16 protein-coding genes are annotated in these 18199 nt (G+C 64.2%); all 16 read left to right on the forward strand.

Translation table 11 applies throughout. The features are described 5' to 3' along the window. Window positions 1-48: 48 nt before the first annotated feature. The 16 genes from rimP (at window position 49) to ligA (ending at window position 18196) form a co-directional block, all read left to right on the forward strand. A complete protein-coding gene (rimP, locus tag KRZ98_RS01060) occupies window positions 49-573 on the forward strand; it encodes a ribosome maturation protein RimP (protein WP_217671810.1) in 525 nt (174 codons plus the stop codon). An 11-nt stretch (window positions 574-584) separates the two neighbouring features. Continuing rightward, entirely contained in the window at window positions 585-2156 is a 1572-nt protein-coding gene (gene nusA / locus KRZ98_RS01065; protein WP_119745472.1) for a transcription termination factor NusA, read from the forward strand. Window positions 2157-2162: 6 nt separating this feature from the next. After that, window positions 2163-2399 (forward strand): 4-oxalocrotonate tautomerase family protein, encoded by a 237-nt coding sequence (locus KRZ98_RS01070; RefSeq protein WP_217671812.1) that lies wholly within the window; start codon window positions 2163-2165, stop codon window positions 2397-2399. 63 nt (window positions 2400-2462) lie between these two features. Continuing rightward, window positions 2463-3176: a DUF448 domain-containing protein gene (locus KRZ98_RS01075; RefSeq protein ID WP_217671813.1), complete on the forward strand. Its 714-nt coding sequence runs from the start codon at window positions 2463-2465 to the stop codon at window positions 3174-3176. Window positions 3177-3186: 10 nt separating this feature from the next. After that, window positions 3187-5787, forward strand: coding sequence for a translation initiation factor IF-2 (gene infB / locus KRZ98_RS01080; RefSeq protein WP_217671814.1), 2601 nt, complete (start codon window positions 3187-3189; stop codon window positions 5785-5787). A 47-nt stretch (window positions 5788-5834) separates the two neighbouring features. Further along, the gene (gene rbfA / locus KRZ98_RS01085) at window positions 5835-6236 is read left to right on the forward strand and encodes a 30S ribosome-binding factor RbfA (RefSeq protein ID WP_217671815.1); all 402 of its coding nucleotides are present in this window, start codon (window positions 5835-5837) and stop codon (window positions 6234-6236) included. Window positions 6237-6310: 74 nt separating this feature from the next. Next, window positions 6311-7216, forward strand: a complete 906-nt coding sequence (locus KRZ98_RS01090; protein WP_217671816.1) for a S9 family peptidase — start codon at window positions 6311-6313, stop codon at window positions 7214-7216. A gap of 3 nt (window positions 7217-7219) precedes the next feature. Beyond that, on the forward strand, window positions 7220-7798 hold the full coding sequence (locus tag KRZ98_RS01095; protein ID WP_217671817.1) for a thymidine kinase: 579 nt from the start codon (window positions 7220-7222) through the stop codon (window positions 7796-7798). A gap of 32 nt (window positions 7799-7830) precedes the next feature. Further along, complete coding sequence (truB, locus tag KRZ98_RS01100; protein WP_217671818.1) at window positions 7831-8847, forward strand: tRNA pseudouridine(55) synthase TruB; 1017 nt, start codon at window positions 7831-7833, stop codon at window positions 8845-8847. Beyond that, window positions 8848-9117, forward strand: coding sequence for a 30S ribosomal protein S15 (gene rpsO, locus KRZ98_RS01105; protein WP_119745455.1), 270 nt, complete (start codon window positions 8848-8850; stop codon window positions 9115-9117). It begins immediately after the preceding gene. Window positions 9118-9415: 298 nt separating this feature from the next. Further along, entirely contained in the window at window positions 9416-11740 is a 2325-nt protein-coding gene (pnp, locus tag KRZ98_RS01110; protein ID WP_217671819.1) for a polyribonucleotide nucleotidyltransferase, read from the forward strand. Between the two features lie 151 nt (window positions 11741-11891). Beyond that, complete coding sequence (locus KRZ98_RS01115; protein ID WP_217671820.1) at window positions 11892-12911, forward strand: sensor histidine kinase; 1020 nt, start codon at window positions 11892-11894, stop codon at window positions 12909-12911. A 56-nt stretch (window positions 12912-12967) separates the two neighbouring features. Then, window positions 12968-13753, forward strand: a complete 786-nt coding sequence (locus KRZ98_RS01120) for an outer membrane protein assembly factor BamD (protein ID WP_217671821.1) — start codon at window positions 12968-12970, stop codon at window positions 13751-13753. Between the two features lie 51 nt (window positions 13754-13804). Further along, window positions 13805-15469, forward strand: coding sequence for a DNA repair protein RecN (gene recN / locus KRZ98_RS01125; protein ID WP_217671822.1), 1665 nt, complete (start codon window positions 13805-13807; stop codon window positions 15467-15469). Between the two features lie 93 nt (window positions 15470-15562). Then, window positions 15563-15937, forward strand: a complete 375-nt coding sequence (locus tag KRZ98_RS01130; RefSeq protein ID WP_217671823.1) for a putative quinol monooxygenase — start codon at window positions 15563-15565, stop codon at window positions 15935-15937. A gap of 147 nt (window positions 15938-16084) precedes the next feature. Then, the gene (ligA, locus tag KRZ98_RS01135; protein WP_217671824.1) at window positions 16085-18196 is read left to right on the forward strand and encodes an NAD-dependent DNA ligase LigA; all 2112 of its coding nucleotides are present in this window, start codon (window positions 16085-16087) and stop codon (window positions 18194-18196) included. Window positions 18197-18199 lie beyond the last annotated feature (3 nt).

Raw genomic sequence — 18199 nt, forward strand, 5'->3', positions numbered from 1 at the left:
GGCACACCGCCTGCGGCGGCGGCAAACTTATATTGTTCTGGAGATTGCATGGCGGACATCGCCGCACTGACTGCGCTGATCGAACCGGAGGTGAAGGCTTTGGGCTTTGACCTTGTGCGGGTGAAGCTGTTTGGGCAGGGCGATGAGCGCACGCTTCAGATCATGGCCGAGCGGCGGGAAACGCGGCAGCTGGTGATCGACGATTGCATGACGATCTCGCGCCGCCTGTCGGACCTGTTCGATGAGGTTGATCCGATCGAAGAAGCCTATCGGCTGGAGGTCAGCTCTCCGGGCATCGACCGTCCGCTTACCCGCCTGCACGACTTTGTCGAATGGGGCGGGTTCGAGGCCCGGATTACCGTGACCGAGCCGATCGACAACCGCAAGACGTTCAAGGGCGTGCTGGGCACGGTCGAGGGCGAGGATATCGCCTTCAAGGATACCAAGGTCGGGAATGTCGTCATTCCCTTCGCCCTGATCGACACCGCCAAGCTGGTGCTGACGGACGCGCTGATTAATGCTACCATGCCGCTCTCTGCCGAGGGTGCGGACGATATCGAAACCGAAGGATAAGGGTTCTTTCCATGGCCAACGCCATTTCCGCCAACCGGGCCGAACTGATCGCCATCGCCAATTCGGTGGCCAGCGAAAAGATGATCGACAAGGCGATCGTCATCGAGGCGATGGAGGACGCGATCCAGCGCGCCGCGCGTGCGCGTTACGGCGCAGAGAACGACATTCGCGCCAAGTTGGACCCCGACAGCGGCGATCTGCGCCTGTGGCGCGTCGTCGAAGTGGTCGATGTGGTCGAGGATTATTTCAAGCAGGTCGACATCAAGGCGGCGCAAAAGCTCCAGAAGGGCGCTGTCGTCGGCGACTTCATCGTCGATCCTTTGCCCCCCATCGACCTGGGCCGCATCGACGCCCAGTCGGCCAAGCAGGTGATCTTCCAGAAGGTCCGCGATGCCGAGCGCGAGCGCCAGCATGAAGAATTCAAGGACCGCGTGGGTGAGATCATCACCGGCGTCGTCAAGTCGGTCGAGTTCGGCCATGTGGTCGTGAACCTTGGCCGGGCCGAGGGTGTCATCCGCCGCGACCAGCAGATCCCGCGCGAAGTCGTCCGCGTCGGCGACCGCATCCGTTCGGTCGTTCTGAACGTGCGCCGCGAAAATCGCGGGCCGCAGATTTTCCTGAGCCGCGCGCATCCTGAGTTCATGAAAAAGCTGTTCGCGCAGGAAGTCCCCGAAATCTATGATGGCGTCATCACCATCATGGCCGCCGCCCGCGATCCGGGAAGCCGCGCCAAGATCGGCGTCATCAGCCGCGATTCGAGCATCGACCCGGTCGGCGCCTGCGTCGGCATGAAGGGCAGCCGCGTCCAGGCCGTCGTGCAGGAAATGCAGGGCGAAAAGATCGACATCATCCCCTGGTCGGAAGATACCGCGACCTTCGTGGTCAACGCGCTTCAGCCCGCTCAGGTTAGCCGCGTGCTGATCGACGAGGAAGAAGAGCGGATCGAAGTCGTCGTTCCCGACGATCAGCTGAGCCTGGCCATTGGTCGTCGCGGCCAGAATGTCCGCCTCGCCAGTCAGCTGACCGGCAAGGCAATCGACATCATGACCGAAGCCGACGCCAGCGAGAAGCGCCAGAAGGAATTTGTGACCCGGTCGGAACTGTTCCAGAACGAGCTGGACGTGGACGAGACGCTGTCGCAGCTGCTGGTGGCCGAGGGTTTTGGCGAGCTGGAAGAGGTCGCCTATGTCAGCATCGACGAACTGGCCTCGATCGAAGGCTTTGACGACGATCTGGCGGGCGAGTTGCAGAACCGTGCGCTTGAAGCGCTGGAGCGTCGCGAGGCGGCTTCGCGTGAAGAACGGCAGGCGCTGGGCGTCGAGGATGCGCTGGCCGACATGCCGCACCTCACTGAAGCGATGCTGGTGACGCTGGGCAAGGCGGGCATCAAGACGCTCGACGATCTGGCCGATCTGGCGACCGACGAGCTGGTGCAGAAGAAGCGCATCGACCAGCGCCGTCGCAAGACTGAAACCACCGAGGACAAGGGCGGTATTTTGGCGGCCTACGGCCTGTCGGACGAGCAGGGCAATGAGATCATCATGGCCGCTCGTGCGCACTGGTTCGAGGACGAGGAAGCCTGATCCGCCATGCCGTTCGTTGATATCCGTCTGGCCGGGGCCGTAACGCGCGCGCAGAAAGCCGCGCTGGTTGCTGACATCACCCAGTCGCTCGTGGAGCGGCTGGGGAAGCCGGCGGCTGCCGTCCAGATCAATATCACCGAACTGAGCCTGGAAAATTATGCGGCGGGCGGGCAGCTTTTGGCCGACCGCACACCTGCGCCCTCTGATAGGGAGGACGCCATTGCTGCGGACACTCCCCGATGAGCGTTTAGGCCTATCCGATAGCGTTGGGGTTGCCAGTCCATCCGTTTTGGCGGAGGGGCGCGCATGACCGAACGCAAATGCATATTGACCGGCGACCGCGCCGACCCTGAAACGCTCATTCGCCTGGCGATCGGGCCGGAGGGGCAGGTGCTGCCCGACGTCCGGGCCAAGGCACCGGGGCGGGGCGCATGGATCGGCGTCAGTCGCGCCGATCTGGAAGCGGCTCTGGCCAAGGGCAAGCTAAAAGGGGCGATCGCGCGCTCCTTCAAGGACGGCGCGCTCCAGATCGAGGTGGACCTGCCCGAACGGATTGAAACGGCGCTGCGGCAGGATCTGCTCAGCCGTCTGGGGCTTGAGGCGCGCGCGTCCATGCTGCTCACCGGTTCTGAAAAAATCGACACCGCCTGCCGCAAGGGGCTGGTCAAATTGCTGCTCCATGCCGCCGATGCGGCGGCCGATGGCAACCGCAAACTGGACCAGGCACTGCGCGTCGGACAGGAAGCGGAAGGCAGCGATCTTGCAGGCACCGTCTTGCCTGTGGACCGCGAGGCCCTATCTATGGCAATGGGGCGCGATAATGTCGTCCATGTTGCGGTGACCGACTCGCGCGCGGCTCTACGCCTGCGTGCGGCCCTGGGCCGCTTGGAAAGCTATCTGGGTTGCGTTATCGAGGCGCCCGCGCAGGAGGAGGAGCAATCCTCCGATGCGCAGGGTGCCGAGATTGCATGGAATGATGCGTCGGTGCCTGCACCGGCCGGTGATGAAGTGAAGGGTTAAGTTCAGTCGTATGAGTGACAGCAAGGAAGACAAGCCGGTTCTGGGCCGCAAGCCGCTGGGCATCAAGCGGACCGTGGAATCCGGTCAGGTGCAGCAGCAGTTCAGCCATGGCCGCAAGAATACGGTCGTGGTTGAGGTGAAGCGGCGCCGCGTCCTGGGCAAGCCGGGCGAAGCTGCCCCGGCTGCTGCTGCGCCGCAGGCTGATCCGGTGCCGGTGGCGACCACAGCCGCACCCGCAGCGCCCCGTCCCGCTGCCCCGCCGCCGCCTCAGCAGCGTGCGCCGCAGCCTGCGCCTGCGCGCCAGTCGCCGCCGCAAAGCCTGATGTCGCGTCAGGAATTGCAGGCCAAGCTGCTGCGCGAGGCCGAGGAAGCGCGCATGAACGCGCTGGAGGATGCGCGCCGTCGCGAAGCGGCCGAGCGTATCGCTGCGGTCGAGAATGAAAAGCGCCGGGCCGAGGAAAACCGCCAGGCCGCCGAAGCTGCACCTACGGTCGAGGAAGCCAAGGCGCCTGAAGCCGCGCCGGTTGTGGAAGCACCTGCCGCTGCGCCGCAGGAAGTGGCCGCTGCGCCTGACGCGGCTGCACCCGCCGCGACGGACGAGCAGCCCGCAGCGACCACTGCCGCACCGCCGCCGCCGCGCCGCTTTACCCCGGTTACGCCGGTCAAGCGTCCCGAACCGACCAAGCCCGAACGGGCGAAGAAGGGCGAGGATCATCGTCGTCAGGCTGGCAAGCTGACCGTCACCAAGGCGCTGGCCGATGACGACAGCGCCCGCGCGCGCAGCCTTGCTGCATTGAAGCGCGCCCGTGAAAAGGAACGCCGCGCCCATTATGCCGGTGGTTCCAAGACGCGCGAAAAACAGTCGCGTGACGTGGTCGTGCCAGAAGTCATCACCGTGCAGGAACTGGCCAACCGTATGGCCGAAAAGGGCGCGGATCTGGTCAAGTCGCTGTTCAAGATGGGTCAGGCGGTCACGCTCAACCAGTCGATCGATCAGGATACCGCAGAACTGCTGGTCGAGGAATTTGGCCACCGCATCCAGCGCGTGTCCGAAGCCGACGTCGAAATCGGTATCGAGGGCGATCTTGATCCGGTCGAATCGCTCAAGGTTCGTGCGCCTGTCGTCACGATCATGGGCCATGTCGACCATGGCAAGACCAGTCTGCTCGATGCGCTGCGCGGGACCGATGTGGTCGCGGGCGAAAGCGGTGGCATCACCCAGCATATCGGCGCCTATCAGGTGACGACCAAGGGTGGCGACATCATCACCTTCCTCGACACGCCGGGCCATGAGGCTTTTTCGGAAATGCGCGCACGCGGTGCGAACGTGACCGACATCGTCATCCTGGTGGTGGCCGCCGATGACGGGCTGATGCCGCAGACGATCGAGGCGATCAACCATACCAAGGCCGCTGGCGTCCCGATGATCGTGGCGATCAACAAGTGCGACAAGCCCGAAGCCAACCCGCAAAAGGTGCGTGAGCGCCTGCTCGAGCATGAAATCGTGGTCGAGGATATGGGCGGCGACGTGCAGGACGTGCAGGTGTCCGCGCTCAAGAAAACCGGTCTGGACGAGCTGATCGAAAAGATACTGCTCCAGGCTGAAGTCATGGAACTGACCGCCAACCCCGATCGCGCCGCCGAAGGCAATGTGATCGAGGCGCAGCTGGACAAGGGCCGTGGCGCGGTCGCCACCGTGCTGGTGCGCAAGGGTACGCTCAAGGTCGGCGATACCTTCGTCATCGGCGCGGAAAGCGGCAAGGTGCGCGCGCTCGTCAATGACAAGGGCCAGCAGGTCAAGTCCGCAGGGCCTTCGACCCCGGTCGAAGTGCTGGGCCTGTCGGGCGTGCCGATGGCCGGTGACCAGATGACGGTCGTGGAGAATGAGGCGCGCGCCCGTGAGGTCGCCGCCTATCGTCAGGAACAGATCACCCGCAAGCGGACGGCGTCGGTGCCGACCAATTTCGAGAATATGTTCTCGGCGCTCAGCACCAAGGTCATCGAATATCCGGTCGTCATCCGCGGCGACGTGCAGGGTTCGGTCGAAGCGATCGTCAGTGCATTGAACCGCATTTCGACCGACGAGATCAAGGTGCGTATCCTCAGCTCCGGCGTGGGTGCGATCACCGAGAGCGACGTTACGCTGGCCTCGGCCAGCCGCGCGCCGCTGATCGGCTTCAACGTCCGTCCCAATGCCAAGGCGCGTCCGCTGGCGATCCGCGAGAAAATCTCGCTGCGCTATTATGACGTGATCTACGACCTGCTGGAAGAAGTGCGCAACGAAATGGCGGGCCAGCTGGCCCCCGAACGGATCGAAACGATCGTGGGTCGCGCCGAAGTGTTGCAGGTGTTCCCTGCGGGCAAGAAGGACAAGGCGGCCGGGCTGCTGGTCAAGGACGGCGTCATCCGCAAGGGGCTCAATGCGCGCCTCACCCGCGACGATGTCATCGTGTCCAAGACGGTCATCCACTCGCTGCGTCGCTTCAAGGACGATGTGTCCGAAGTGCGCGCCGGCATGGAATGTGGCGCCGTGTTGCAGGACACCAACGACATCAAGGCAGGCGATACGCTCGAACTGTTCGAGGTCGAGGAACGCATCCGCACGCTGTGATAGGAAAGACATGGCTCCGGCTTCGGCCGGGGCCATGAGGTTTATATATGTCCAGTCAAACTCAAGGCCCGTCCGTCCGTGCGCTCCGCGTGGGGGAGCAGGTGCGTCATATCCTTTCCGACATCCTCCAGCGCGGCGATGTGCATGACGATGTGCTGGCCAGGCATGTCGTGAGCGTCACCGAAGTGCGCATGTCGTCCGACCTGCGCCATGCGACCGCCTTCATCAAGCCGTTGCTGGGGCGGGACGAGGAAGTGGTGCTGAAGGCGCTCCGGACCAACACCGCCTATTTCCAGCGCGAAGTCGCATCGCGCACGCGGCTGAAATATGCCGCGAAGATCAAGTTCCTGGCCGACGACAGTTTCGATGAGGGCAGTCATATCGACAAGTTGCTGCGCGACCCAAAGGTAGCGCAGGACTTGGCCAAGGATGATGACGGCGAGGATTGAGCCAATCTTTGTCTTTCATCGGACGGCGAGCGCTGTCCGGTAGCGTCTCATGTGTTAATGATCGGGGGCAGGCGATGGATCGGATCGGACGCGGAATTGGGATAGTCGGGCTGGCCTTGCTGCTTGCTGGACCGTTGCAGGCCAAAGACCCCGCAGTCCACCCCGCCGTCATCAGCGATCCCGCCCCCGACGCGGCCTATCCCGCAGGCATGAGCGCTTTTGTCCTGCCGTCAGGCGATGGGGCGATGAATGCCGTCATGTACACGGCCGCTGGAGCCGGATTGCATCCCACGTTGCTGTTGCTCCATGGTTTTCCCGGCAATGAGCAGAATCTGGACCTCGCACAGGCAGCCCGCCGGGCGGGATGGAATGTGCTGACGCTCCATTATCGCGGGTCGTGGGGCAGTCCGGGCAATTTCTCCTTTGGCAATGCGTCCGACGATGCTTTTGCCGCGCTCCAGTTTCTCCCGCAGGCGTCGACAGTCGCTAAGTATCGCATCGATACCAGTGCGATCGTGGTGGCGGGGCATAGTATGGGCGGCTTCATGGCGGCGGATATTGCCGCCGCCGAACCGCGCGTCGCGGGCCTGTTCCTGATCGATCCTTGGGACCCGGCGCAGACCGTCGCGGCGCTGGCGACGGCGCAAGGCGAGGCGGCGTGGAGGGCGGAAGTGGAGAGCGACCTGCCGCCGCTGCATGGCGCGACCTATGAAAGCCTGACCGCCGAGATAAAGGGCAATGGCGACAAGTTCGACCTTGGCCGACGGCTGGCGGGCTATGGCCGTCGTCCGCTCACGATCCTTGGCGCGGAAAAGGGACTGGGGACTGACGCGCGCAAGGTGGCTGCCGACGCGCAGGGGGCCAATCCCAATTCGCGGCTGATGGTCTGGCCGACCGACCACAGCTTTTCGGACAAGAGGATCGCGCTGGCCGATGCGCTGGTGCGCTTCCTGTCTGGTGTTGCGCCCACGATCCGCTGACCCATGGCCAAGCTCTATTTCTACTATAGCTCGATGAATGCGGGCAAATCCGCGACGCTGCTGCAATCGAGCTTCAACTATCGTGAGCGCGGCATGGCGACGATGCTGTGGACCGCAGCGATCGACGATCGCTTTGGGCATGGTCGCATAGCGTCGCGCATCGGGCTGGAGACGGACGCGCATCTGTTCGATCCGGCGGTCGATATTTTCGCCGCCGTCGCGCGCCAGCATGAAGCCACGCCTCTGTCCTGTGTGCTGATCGACGAAGCGCAATTTCTGACACGCGATCAGGTGTGGCAGATCGCGCGGCTGTGCGATGACCTCAACATTCCGGTCCTCTGCTATGGCCTGCGCACCGATTTTCGCGGGGAATTGTTCGAGGGCAGCGCCCATCTGCTGGGGCTGGCGGACACGCTGAGCGAGATCAAGACCGTGTGCGATTGCGGGCGCAAGGCGATAATGAACCTGCGCGTGGACGGGCAGGGTGACGCGGTGCGCGATGGCGCGCAGACGCAGATTGGCGGCAATGACCGCTATGTCGCGCTTTGTCGTCGCCATTATCGGGAACAGATGGGCGGCTGACAAGCGAGCGGCTGGCGTGTAGGCGCGCGTCCATGCACGGCTGGATCATCCTTGACAAACCCTATGGCCTTGGTTCGACCCAGGCGGTCAGCGCGGTCAAGCGCGCACTGCGGGACAGCGGGGCGGGCAGGTGCAAGGTCGGCCATGGCGGCACGCTCGATCCGCTGGCGACAGGCGTGCTGCCGATCGCGATTGGCGAGGCGACGAAGCTCGCCGGGCGGATGCTCGACAGCGACAAGATTTATGATTTCACGATCGCGTTCGGGGCGCAGACCGACACGCTCGACCTGGAAGGCGCGGTGATCGCGACAAGTGACGTGCGGCCGACGCTGGCGGAGGTGGAGGCGGTGCTGCCGCGCTTCACCGGCGCGATCGAACAGGTGCCGCCGGCCTATAGCGCCATCCTGATCGACGGCCAGCGTGCCTATGATCTGGCACGGGCGGGGGCGGATGTGGAGATGAAGGTGCGGGGGGTGACGGTCTATTCAATCCTCCCCGGCACGGGGAGGGGGACCGTCGCCGAAGGCGATGGTGGAGGGGCCGGGCGGCTGGACATCCGATTGCGTCGGGATGCCAGCCCCCTCCACCAGCCTGCGGCTGGTCCCCCTCCCCGTGCCGGGGAGGAATTGGAGGCCATCACCCTGCGCGCCCATGTTTCCAAGGGCACCTATATCCGCAGCCTTGCCCGCGACATTGCGCTGGCGCTGGGCACTGTCGGCCATGTCACCATGCTGCGCCGGATCAAGGCGGGGCCGTTTACCCTGGATTCCGCGATTTCGCTGGACAAATTGCGTCATGCTGCTAACGAGCGCGCCATCGGTAGCCTTATGCTGCCGCTGACGGCGGGGCTGGACGACATCCCGGCTCTCCCCGTCTCTCCCGATCAGGCCCTGATGCTCCGACAGGGGAAGGTTCTGACCGGGATCGCTGCCACCACCGGCCTGTATCTGGCGATGGACGGGAACATCCCCGTCGCGCTGGTCCGGTCGGATGATCGCGAGATCATCGTGGTGCGCGGTTTCAACCTGATGTCGAAGGATGACGACTAAATGACGATTACTGCCGAGCGCAAGGAAGCGCTGATCAAGGAATATGCCCGCGCCGAGGGTGACACGGGTTCGCCAGAGGTTCAGGTTTCGATCCTGACCGAGCGGATCACCAACCTGACCGAGCATTTCAAGGGTCACCACAAGGATAATCACAGCCGTCGTGGTCTGCTGATGATGGTCAACAAGCGTCGTTCGCTGCTGGACTATCTCAAGAAGAAGGATCAGGCGCGCTACACCGACCTGATCGCCAAGCTGGGCCTGCGCAAGTAACGCAGACCTTCAACGGGACGGCCCCCATGCGGGGCCGTTTCTGATTCTGAAACATGGCGTCGGGCAATTCGGCACGGCGCTCATGATATGGGGGACATTTCCCCACACCGTTCGGGCTGAGCTTGTCGAAGCCTTCTACTGAGCGAAGCGAAGTTTGCTTCGCCTCTGCTCAGCTAAGCCCTTCGACTTCGCTCAGCGCGAACGGATATGAGGAGTTCGCTTCTCACCCATGGAGCCTCACCGGCTCCGCCAAAGGCCCCGCCCGGCAATAGGGCCGACGCGGGCGAAGGAAAAAACTATGTTTGATGTCAAGAAAGTATCGATCGAGCTGGCCGGCAAGACGCTGACCCTCGAAACCGGCCGTATCGCACGCCAGGCTGACGCCGCCGTGCTGGCCACCTATGGCGAGACCGTGGTGCTGTGCGCCGTGACCGCCGCCAAGAGCGTGAAGGAAGGCCAGGATTTCTTCCCGCTGACCGTTCACTATCAGGAAAAATATTCCGCCGCCGGCCGCATTCCCGGCGGCTTTTTCAAGCGTGAGCGCGGGGCGACCGAAAAGGAAACGCTGGTTTCCCGCCTGATCGACCGTCCTATCCGCCCGCTGTTCCCCGAAGGCTTCTACAACGAAATCAACGTCATCGCCCAGGTGCTGTCGTTCGATGGCGAAAGCGAGCCGGACATGGTGGCGATGATCGCGGCGTCCGCTGCGCTGACCCTGTCGGGCGTGCCCTTTATGGGTCCGATCGGCGCGGCGCGCGTCGGCTACAAGGATGGCGAATATCAGCTCAACCCGTCGCTGGACGAGGTCAAGACCGGCGAACTCGACTTGGTCGTTGCCGCCACCTACGACGCGGTCATGATGGTCGAATCCGAAGCAAAAGAGCTGTCGGAAGAAATCATGCTGGGCGCCGTCCTGTTCGCGCATGAAGCGAGCAAGAAGATTGTCGACGCCATCATCAGCCTGGCTGAAAAAGCGGCCAAGGATCCATGGGACATGGCCAAGAGCGATGACCTGGTCGAATTGAAGGCCAAGCTCAAGAAGCTGATCGGCAAGGACATTGCCGCCGCCTACAAGCTGACCGACAAGTCGGCCCGTTCCAACGCGCTGAACGAAGCCCGTGCCAAGGCGAAGGCGAAGTTCACCGCCGACGGCCTGGACGCCCAGACCGTGATGGCCGGCATCAAGCTGACCAAGAAGCTGGAAGCGGAAATCGTGCGCGGCGCCATCCTGAAGGACGGCAAGCGCATCGATGGCCGCACCACCACGCAGATCCGCCCGATCGAAGCGATGGTCGGCTTCCTGCCCCGCACCCATGGTTCGGCCCTGTTCACGCGTGGTGAAACGCAGTCCATCTGCACCACCACGCTGGGCACCAAGGACGCTGAACAGATGATCGATGGCCTGACTGGCCTGCATTATGAAAACTTCATGCTGCATTATAACTTCCCGCCCTATTCGGTCGGTGAAGTCGGCCGCTTCGGCGCGCCGGGTCGTCGTGAAGTGGGTCATGGGAAGCTCGCATGGCGTGCGCTGCACCCCGTGCTGCCGAGCAAGGACGAGTTCCCCTACACGATCCGCGTCCTGTCCGACATTACCGAGTCGAACGGTTCCTCCTCGATGGCGACCGTCTGCGGCGGTTCGCTTTCGATGATGGACGCCGGTGTGCCGTTGAAGCGCCCCGTGTCCGGCATCGCCATGGGCCTGATCCTGGAAGGCAAGAACTTTGCCGTCCTGTCCGACATCCTGGGTGACGAAGATCACCTCGGCGACATGGACTTCAAGGTTGCCGGCACGTCCGAAGGCATCACCACGATGCAGATGGACATCAAGATTGCGGGCATCACCCGCGAAATCTTCGAAGCCGCGCTGACCCAGGCGAAGGAAGGCCGCGCGCATATCCTTGGCGAAATGAGCAAGGCGCTGTCCTCGACCCGCACCGAGCTGTCGGCCCATGCCCCGCGCATCGAGACGTTGCAGATCGACAAGTCGAAGATCCGCGAAGTCATCGGCACCGGCGGCAAGGTCATCCGTGAAATCGTCGCCGAAACCGGCGCGAAGGTCGACATTGACGATGAAGGCCTGATCAAGATCAGCTCGTCCGACCCGGCGCAGATCGAAGCGGCCCGCAAGTGGATCCTTGGCATCACGCAGGAAGCGGAAGTCGGCAAGATTTATGACGGCAAGGTCGTGAACATCGTCGATTTCGGGGCGTTCGTGAACTTCATGGGTGGCAAGGACGGCCTCGTCCACGTCTCCGAAATGAAGAATGAGCGCGTCGAAAAGCCGACCGACGTCGTGTCGGAAGGCCAGGAAGTGAAGGTCAAGGTTCTCGAAATCGATCCGCGCGGCAAGGTTCGCCTGTCGATGCGCGTCGTCGATCAGGAAACCGGCGCAGAGCTGGAGGACACCCGTCCTGCCCGTGAAGCGCGCGAACCCCGTGGCGATCGTGGTCCGCGCCGCGATGGCGGTGGTGACCGTGGCCCGCGTCGCGAAGGTGGTGATCGTGGTCGTGGTCCGCGCCGCGATGGTGGCGATCGTGGCCCGCGTCGCGAACGCAGCGAAGGCGGCAATGATGACGGCCCGGCACCGGGCGGCCTGCCCGACTTCCTGACCCAGGATTGATCGTCCATCCGACGAACCGAATAAAAAATGGGGCGTCCGGTTCAACCGGGCGCCCCTTTTTTTTTTATGTCGGCTGCGCAATGGACTAATTTCGATCAAGGCATCGGCTTAAGGTTCTGCTACTGTAACGATGGACCATTTGGGGAACATCATGCAGCGGAGCAATGAGCGCTTTGTCGAACGCCTGCCGCTCGTCCTCGATCGGCCAGCCTATGCCTATATCTTGTCGCTGCTTTTTTGCGGCGCGGCCTTCATGCTGCGCATCGCGGCTGAACCGCTGCTGCCCAACGGCTATCCCTTCGTCACTTTCTTTCCGGCGGTCATTCTCTCCTCCTTCCTGTTCGGGGTAAGGCCCGGCATTTTCACCGCGATATTTTGTGGCCTGCTGTCCTGGTATGTTTTCATCCCGCCCTTCTACAGCTTTGTGATGAACCCGGCGGTGGCCGTGGCCATGCTTTTCTACACTGGCGTGGTGGTGGTCGATATCCTGCTGATCCACTTCATGCAGCGCGCCAATTTTCATCTGGCGGTGGAGCGTGAACGCAGCCGGGCGCTGGCGGAAAATCGCGAGCTTCTGTTCCACGAACTTCAGCATCGCGTGTCCAACAATCTGCAGGTCGTCGCCGCCATGCTGTCGCTCCAGCGGCGCTATGTGGATCATGATGTGGCGCGCAAGGCGCTGGACGATGCCTCGGCCCGGCTGGGACTGGTCGGCCGCATCAGCCGCGCACTCTATGACCCGTCGGGCGCGGGGCAGGATATTCGTGCCTTCCTGACCGCGTTGTCCGATGATGTGCTGGAGGCTAGTGGCCGTACGGACATAGATGTTGCGGTGACCGCACCTGACGGGCTGACGATCGAGCCGTCCATCACCGTCCCGCTGGCGCTGATCGTCGCGGAATCGGTCAGCAATGCGATAGAGCATGGCCTGCCCGACCGGCCCGGCAAGGTCGTGGTGACGCTGGAGGAGGCGCAGGGCGCGCTGGCGCTGCGCATCGTTGATGACGGCCACGGCGTTGCCCCGGACTTTGAACATGGCACCAGCGATTCGCTGGGCCTGCGCATCGCCAATGCGCTGGCGGTGCAGCTGGGCGGGCGCTTTTCGCTGACGCCGGGGAGCAATGGCGGCGCGGTCGCGCGGCTCGATCTGCCGGCGCGGACGGCCTGTTGAGCGTGACTCCATTCTGCCGCTTGGCGGCGGCGTGTCCCTCGGCTATGACCCGCCCCATGCTGATGAAAACTGTAACGCGCATCGGCGCGGCCACCGCCCCGCTTCTGCTTGCCACCCTGCTTGCAGGCTGCGCGACGTCCAAGAACAAGGCCGACACCCAATATGTCGCCCGCGACGTGTCCACCCTCTATAATAGCGGCAAGGACCGGCTCGATCGCGGCCAGTATAAGCTTGCTGCGGCCCTGTTTGACGAGGTGGAGCGCCAGCATCCCTATTCGCCCTGGGCGCGCCGGGCGCAGCTCATGTCGGCGTTCAGCTACTATATGAACAGCGACTATGCCGAATCCATTTCGGCATCGCAGCGCTTCCTGTCGATCCATACCGGCAACAAGGACGCGCCTTACGCTTATTATCTGATCGCGCTTTGCTATTATGAGCAGATTGCCGATGTCAGCCGCGACCAGAAGATTACGCAGCAGGCGCTGGATTCGCTCGGCGAACTGATCCGCCGCTATCCCGGCACTCGCTATGCCGCCGACGCGCGGTTGAAGGTCGATCTGGTCAACGACCATCTGGCCGGCAAGGAAATGGAAGTTGGCCGCTTCTACCAGCGGCGTGGCCAGTGGCTGGCCGCCACGCTGCGGTTCCGGGTCGTCATCGACAAATATCAGACCACGACGCACACGCCCGAAGCGCTGGAACGGCTGGTCGAATCCTATCTCTCGCTCGGCATCCCCGACGAAGCGCGCAAGGCTGCCGCCGTGCTGGGCGCCAACTATCCCGGTACCAAATGGTATGAGCGCAGCTACAAGCTGATGCAGGAACATGGCAGCAAGGCGTAATCGCCTTTCTTGCCTGTTCCCCTTTTGTCCATTGACGGGTAGAAGCGCGTCATGCTGAGTGCTTTGTCCATCCGCAATGTCGTGTTGATCGAGGCGCTGGACCTGGATTTCGGTGCGGGCCTGTCCGTGCTGACCGGGGAGACGGGCGCGGGCAAATCGATCCTGCTCGATTCGCTGGGGCTGGCGCTGGGCGCGCGGGCCGATAGCGGCCTGGTCCGCAATGGCGAGGCGCAGGCCAGCGTCACCGCGACCTTCGACCCGCCGCCCGCCGACCATCGCGCCGCGATGCTGCTGGCGGACAATGGCATCGACATGGAGCCGGGCGAGCCGCTGCTCATTCGCCGCACGGTGAAGGCTGATGGCGGCAGCCGTGCTTTCGTCAATGATTCGGCCTGTTCGGCGGCGCTGCTGCGCGAGTTGGGCGGGTGTTTGGTCGAAATTCACGGCCAGCATGACGATCGCGGGCTGCTCAATGCGCGGGGGCATCGGGCGCTGCTCGACGCCTATGGCCGCTGCGATGCGGGCGCGGTCGGCGCGGCGCATGGGGCGTGGCGCAAGGCGGCGAGTGCATTGGCTGAGGCGCGTGCTACCGTGGATACGGCGGCGCGCGACCGCGATTATCTGGCCCATGCCGTCGATGAACTCACCCGCTTCGGGGCGCAGCCGGGCGAGGAGGCGACGCTGGCTGAAGAACGCGCGTCGATGCAGAAGGGTGCGCGCCTGACCGACGATCTGTCGGCGATCGCCGATTGCCTGACCGGCTCCGACGGTGGCCTTGCCCAGTTGCGGCAGGCGGCGCGGCGGCTGGACCGGATCGCGGCGGAGGATGAGCGACTGGCCGCCGTGCTGGAGGCGCTGGACCGCGCGGTGGTGGAGGCGGGCGAGGCGGAGGACCGGCTGGCCGAGGTGGCGGAGGCCTTGAGCTTCGATCCCGCCCGGCTGGACGATATCGAAACCCGTTTGTTCGATCTGCGCGGGCTGGCGCGCAAGCATCAGGTCCAGCCCGATGATCTGGCGGAATTGTGCGCCGAGATGGCCGCGCGCCTGACCGCGATCGAAGGCGGGGAGGAGCATATCACCGCGCTGGAGGCCGATGTCGCGCAGAAGGCGGCGGCCTATCGCGCCGCGGCGCAGGCTTTGTCGGGTGAGCGCCAATTGGCGGCGGGCAAGCTGGACGCGGCGGTCGCGGCGGAACTCGCGCCGTTGAAACTTGACGCTGCCCGTTTCCGCACCGTGGTCGCGCCGCTCGATGAAGCGCAATGGAGCGGGCAGGGCATGGACCGGGTCGAATTCGAGATTTCGACCAACCCCGGCGCGCCCTTCGCCCCGCTGACCAAGATCGCTAGCGGAGGCGAATTGTCGCGCTTCATCCTGGCGCTCAAAGTCGCGCTGGCGGAGCAGGGCGGGGCGGACACGCTGATCTTCGACGAAATCGACCGGGGCGTCGGCGGCGCGGTGGCGTCCGCCATCGGCGAACGCCTCTCGCGCCTCGCCCGCAGCAACCAAATCTTGGTCGTCACCCACAGCCCACAGGTCGCGGCGCGCGGCGCGGGGCATCTGCTGATCGCCAAATCGAGCGATGGCACGGTCACCCGGACGGGCGTTCACGCGCTGGACGATGTGGAACGGCGCGAGGAGATTGCGCGGATGCTGTCGGGCGCGGAGATTACAGCCGAGGCGCGGGCGCAGGCGGAACGGTTGCTGGAGCGGGTTTAGCCACCAACACCCGTTCGTTTCGAGCCCTTCGACCGCCTGCCGCAGGCGGGCAGTCGAAGGGCTCGAAACGGACGGAGGGAGTGAAGTGACGCGATGACCCATAACCGCAGAGACATGATCGGCCTGACCGCCGCCGCCATGGCCGCCAGCGCCATCCCCGCCGCCGCGCAATCGGCCCAGCCGCGCTACGGCCTGATCGGCCAGATGATCGCCAAACCCGGCAAGCGCGACGAATTGCTAACCTATCTGCGCGAAGGTACGACCGGGATGCCCGGCTGCCTGTCCTACGTCATCGCGCTCGACACCGCCAACCCCGATGCGCTGTGGATCACCGAAGTGTGGGACAGCCGCGAAAACCACATGGCCTCGCTCAAAATCCCCGCCGTGCAGGCCGCCATCGCCAAGACCCGCCCGATCACCGCCGGTTTCGGGCAGCGGTTCGAGACAGTGCCGGTGGCGGGGGTTTGATGGTATATTCCCGTTCGCCCTGAGTAGGGACTGAGCGAAGTCGAAGGCCCGTATCGAAGGGTCTGCGTCTGGCGCAATCCTTCGATACGCCATTTCGACTATGCTCAATGGCTACTCAGGACGAACGGAGGGCGGTATGGAGCGATCATGACCGACCCCTCCACCCTCACCGAAGCCGAAGCCGCCAACCGTTTGATGCGTCTGGCGCGCGAGGTGGCAAGGCATAACCGGCTCTATCATGATCAGGACCAGCCTGAGATTACGGACGCGGCCTATGACGCGCTGATCCGCGAGAACAACGCACTCGAAGCGGCCTTCCCGCACCTCGTCCGAGCCGATTCGCCCAATGCGCAGGTGGGCGCGGCACCGACCTCCGCGCTCAAGAAAATCCCCCACGCCGTCCGCATGATGAGCCTCGACAATGGGTTCGCTGACGAGGATATCGCCGAATTCCTTGCCCGCGTCCGCCGCTTCCTTGCGCTGCCCGACGATGCGCCGGTCGCGCTGACTGCCGAGCCGAAGATTGACGGCCTGTCCTGTTCGCTGCGTTACGAGAAGGGCGAGCTGGTGCTGGCCGCGACGCGCGGCGACGGCGCGACGGGGGAGGATGTAACCGCCAACGTCCGCACCATCGCTGATATACCCCAGCGCCTGACTGGCGACGCGATCCCCGACCTGTTCGAGGTGCGCGGCGAGGTCTATATGGCCAAGGCGGATTTCGCCGCGCTCAACGCCCGGTTGCTGGCGGAGGCCGACGAGCCGGACAAGGCGCGCCAGTTCGCCAATCCCCGCAACGCCGCCGCCGGATCGCTGCGGCAGAAGGATGCGACCGTCACCGCCAGCCGCCCGCTGCGCTTCCTGGCCCATGGCTGGGGCGCACACAGCGCCTTGCCCGCCGACACGCAATTGGGCGTGATGCAGGCGATTGCCGCCTGGGGTCTGCCGGTGTCGGACCGGCTGCTGCGGGTGGATACCCTCGAAACCCTGCTCGCCCATTATCGCAGCATCGAAAGCGCCCGTGCCGACCTGCCCTTCGACATTGACGGGGTGGTGTATAAGGTTGACCGGCTCGATTGGCAGCAACGGCTGGGCTTTGTGGCCAAGGCACCGCGCTGGGCGATCGCGCATAAATTCCCCGCCGAACGGGCGCAGACGACGCTGGAGGCGATCGACATTCAGGTCGGGCGCACCGGCAAGCTGACCCCGGTGGGCCGCCTGACCCCGGTGACGGTGGGCGGCGTGGTCGTGTCCAACGTCACGCTGCACAATGCCGACGAGATTGCGCGGCTGGGCGTGCGCCCCGGCGATCGCGTCATCGTCCAGCGCGCGGGCGACGTCATCCCGCAGGTGGTGGACAATCTCGACCGCGACCGTCCCGGCGCGCCCTATATCTTCAAGCCCGAATGCCCGATCTGCCAGAGCGAGGCGGTGCGTGAGGAGGGCGAGGTCGATTATCGCTGCACCGGCGGCCTGATCTGCCCCGCGCAGCGGTTCGAGCGGCTGCGCCATTTCGTCAGCCGGGTTGCGCTGGATATCGAAGGGCTGGGCGAGAAGTCGATCCAGGAGTTTCTCGACCTGGGCTGGATCACCGAACCGGCCGATATTTTCCGCCTGAAACGCCATCGCCCTGACCTGATCGGTCGCGAAGGGTGGAAGGAAAAGTCGGTCGACAATCTGCTCGCCGCGATCGAGGCGAAGCGCGCGCCGGACGCGGCGCGGCTGCTCTTTGGCCTGGGCATCCGCCATGTCGGCGCGGTGACGGCGCGTGACCTGCTCAAACGCTATACCACGCTGCCGGGCGTGCGCGCGTTGGCGGAAGAGATTATCGCCCTGCGCGACCAGCCATTTGACACGCCCGCCAAGCGCGACAAGGCGATTGCTGACCATATCGGGGTGGAGAATGTCGGTGCGGCGGTGGGCCATGCGCTCGCCGATTTCTTCCACGAACCCCATAATGTGGCGGTTTGGGAGGACCTGCTGGAAGAAGTCAAGCCGCCGCCCTACGTCGTGGAAACCACCGCCAGCGCCGTCACCGGCAAGACCGTTGTGTTCACCGGCAAGCTGGAAACCATGAGCCGCGACGAGGCCAAGGCGCAGGCCGAACGGCTGGGAGCCAAAGCGGCGGGATCGGTCAGTGCTAAGACGGATCTGGTGGTCGCCGGGCCGGGGGCGGGGAGTAAGCTCAAACAGGCCGCGGCGTTGGGCATTACGGTGATCAGCGAAGAGGAATGGGCGGCGATCGTGACGGCGGCGGGGTAACGT

This window comes from Sphingobium sp. AS12 (genome assembly GCF_019097845.1).
Taxonomy (GTDB): Bacteria; Pseudomonadota; Alphaproteobacteria; order Sphingomonadales; family Sphingomonadaceae; genus Sphingobium.

Excerpts from the sequence above, each read along its gene's own strand:
- pnp (WP_217671819.1), top strand. The coding sequence starts at position 9,416 with ATGTTTGATGTCAAGAAAGTATCGATCGAGCTGGCCGGCAAGACGCTG.
- nusA (WP_119745472.1), top strand. The coding sequence starts at position 585 with ATGGCCAACGCCATTTCCGCCAACCGGGCCGAACTGATCGCCATCGCC.
- infB (WP_217671814.1), top strand. The coding sequence starts at position 3,187 with ATGAGTGACAGCAAGGAAGACAAGCCGGTTCTGGGCCGCAAGCCGCTG.
- rimP (WP_217671810.1), top strand. The coding sequence starts at position 49 with ATGGCGGACATCGCCGCACTGACTGCGCTGATCGAACCGGAGGTGAAG.
- KRZ98_RS01090 (WP_217671816.1), top strand. The coding sequence starts at position 6,311 with ATGGATCGGATCGGACGCGGAATTGGGATAGTCGGGCTGGCCTTGCTG.
- KRZ98_RS01070 (WP_217671812.1), top strand. The coding sequence starts at position 2,163 with ATGCCGTTCGTTGATATCCGTCTGGCCGGGGCCGTAACGCGCGCGCAG.
- KRZ98_RS01120 (WP_217671821.1), top strand. The coding sequence starts at position 12,968 with ATGCTGATGAAAACTGTAACGCGCATCGGCGCGGCCACCGCCCCGCTT.
- rbfA (WP_217671815.1), top strand. The coding sequence starts at position 5,835 with ATGTCCAGTCAAACTCAAGGCCCGTCCGTCCGTGCGCTCCGCGTGGGG.
- KRZ98_RS01095 (WP_217671817.1), top strand. The coding sequence starts at position 7,220 with ATGGCCAAGCTCTATTTCTACTATAGCTCGATGAATGCGGGCAAATCC.
- KRZ98_RS01075 (WP_217671813.1), top strand. The coding sequence starts at position 2,463 with ATGACCGAACGCAAATGCATATTGACCGGCGACCGCGCCGACCCTGAA.
- rpsO (WP_119745455.1), top strand. The coding sequence starts at position 8,848 with ATGACGATTACTGCCGAGCGCAAGGAAGCGCTGATCAAGGAATATGCC.
- ligA (WP_217671824.1), top strand. The coding sequence starts at position 16,085 with ATGACCGACCCCTCCACCCTCACCGAAGCCGAAGCCGCCAACCGTTTG.
- KRZ98_RS01115 (WP_217671820.1), top strand. The coding sequence starts at position 11,892 with ATGCAGCGGAGCAATGAGCGCTTTGTCGAACGCCTGCCGCTCGTCCTC.
- KRZ98_RS01130 (WP_217671823.1), top strand. The coding sequence starts at position 15,563 with ATGACCCATAACCGCAGAGACATGATCGGCCTGACCGCCGCCGCCATG.
- recN (WP_217671822.1), top strand. The coding sequence starts at position 13,805 with ATGCTGAGTGCTTTGTCCATCCGCAATGTCGTGTTGATCGAGGCGCTG.
- truB (WP_217671818.1), top strand. The coding sequence starts at position 7,831 with ATGCACGGCTGGATCATCCTTGACAAACCCTATGGCCTTGGTTCGACC.